The following is a 1,761-nucleotide window of genomic DNA, read 5'->3' as shown; positions in this document are numbered from 1 at the left end:
GGGCGTCACGGAGGCGTCGGGCACGGTCGCGACCGCGTCGGAGGAGATGTCCGCCGCCGGGGCGCAGGTCGCCGCCGGTGCGGAGGAGACGTCCGCGCAGGCCGGCGTCGTGGCGACGGCCGCCGACCAGGTGAGCCGCAACGTGCAGCTCATCGCCGCGGGCGCGGAGGAGATGGGCGCGTCGATCCGCGCGATCGCCGAGAACGCGAACGAGGCCGCCCGCGTCGCGGAGGAGGCGACGGCCGTGGCCGCCCGCACCACCGACACCGTCGCGCGCCTCGGTACCAGCTCGCGCGAGATCGGCGACGTCGTCAAGGTCATCACGTCGATCGCCGCGCAGACCAACCTGCTCGCGCTCAACGCGACGATCGAGGCCGCGCGCGCCGGGGAGGCGGGCAAGGGGTTCGCGGTCGTCGCCGGGGAGGTCAAGGACCTCGCGCAGGAGACGGCGAACGCGACCGACGACATCGTCCGCCGGGTGCAGGCCATCCAGACGGACACCGAGGGCGCGGTCGCGGCGATCGAGCAGATCTCGCACATCGTCGCGCAGATCAACGACTACCAGCTGACGATCGCGTCGGCGGTCGAACGGCAGACGGCGACGACGAACGAGATGTCGCGCGGCGTCGTCGAGGTCGCGACCGGCGCCGGCGAGATCGCGGCGAACATCACCGGCGTCGCGTCGGCGGCGCGGTCCACGACCGAGGTGCTCACGCAGATGGGCGAGTCGATCCGCGAGCTCGCGGTCATGGCGCAGGACCTCGAGGGTCGCATCACCGCGTTCACCTACTGACGCCGCCCGCGTCCTCGACCGGGCCGACCGGCGGGTCGGGGGCGGTCGTGACCTGCGCGGGGACCGTCGTGGCCGGGACCTGAACACGTGGCCGAGTGAGGCTAGCCTCACCTGAAAAGCGGCTCTGACCTGCGAAGAGACCTCGCGGCTTCCCTAGGCAGGACGGGCGCGACGGGTCTAGCGTCGGTCAGGTACGCCTCGTCCCCGGATCGTGGAGGTACCGATGAGCACGCTGATGGACCTGCCCCCGGTCGCCGAGTGCTCGGTGGCCGGCTGCTCGTACAACGACCACTCGCACTGCCACGCGGCGGCGATCACGATCGGCGGGCACGCGGGCGACGCGGCCTGCGCGACGTTCATCCCGCTCGGCGTCAAGGGCGGGCTCGAGAAGGTCGTCACCCACGTCGGTGCGTGCCAGCGCGACGACTGCGTGCACAACTCCGCGCTCGAGTGCGCCGCGGACTCCGTCCGGGTCGGTGCCGGCCAGGACTCCGCGGACTGCCTCACCTACACGCCGCGCTGACGCGTCGCGCTGACCCGTCGGCCGACCCGTCGCCGAGACCGCCCCGCCCGATCGCCGGGTGCGGGCGGTCTCGTCGTCCCCGGGTGGTGTGGGCGGTTCGGTGCGTTTGACCGCCGCCGGGAAGGTGACGTGCGCCGTCCGGGCTCCCGCGGTCTCGGTCGACCTCCGTAGGGTGCGGCTGCCGCGTCTCCCGAGGCGGCCCTGGTCCGAAGGAGGCCCCGGTGAGCGCACGCGCCGGCTGGTACGCCGTCCCCGCCGAGCCCGGCACCATGCGGTACTGGGACGGGGCCGCGTGGACCGAGCACCGGCAGCCGCTGCCGCCTCCCGCGGACAGCGTCCCGATCACCGCGCCTCCACCGGCACCCTCGGCGTCCGCCGCCCCGGCCCCCTCCGCGCCCGCGTACGCCTCCGCGCCCGCACCCGCGTCCGCCTCGGCCCCTCCGAC

General features: G+C 74.4%; 3 protein-coding genes. All 3 read left to right on the top strand.

What is annotated here, in order from left to right; translation table 11 throughout:
* The coding region (locus HGA02_RS18285) for a methyl-accepting chemotaxis protein (protein WP_246248059.1) at positions 1–793 on the top strand (793 nt) is incomplete at its 5' end.
* A gap of 223 nt (positions 794–1,016) precedes the next feature.
* Positions 1,017–1,316: a DUF1540 domain-containing protein gene (locus HGA02_RS18280; protein ID WP_124344396.1), complete on the top strand. Its 300-nt coding sequence runs from the start codon at positions 1,017–1,019 to the stop codon at positions 1,314–1,316.
* 221 nt (positions 1,317–1,537) lie between these two features.
* On the top strand, positions 1,538–1,761 hold a 224-nt coding region (locus HGA02_RS18275; protein WP_168680728.1), incomplete at its 3' end, for a DUF2510 domain-containing protein.

Origin of the sequence: Cellulomonas septica (assembly GCF_012396155.1) — a bacterium.
GTDB classification, from domain to species: Bacteria; Actinomycetota; Actinomycetes; order Actinomycetales; family Cellulomonadaceae; genus Cellulomonas; species Cellulomonas septica.
This window is presented reverse-complemented; position numbering and strand designations above follow the sequence as displayed.

Excerpts from the sequence above, each read along its gene's own strand:
- HGA02_RS18280 (WP_124344396.1), top strand. The coding sequence starts at position 1,017 with ATGAGCACGCTGATGGACCTGCCCCCGGTCGCCGAGTGCTCGGTGGCC.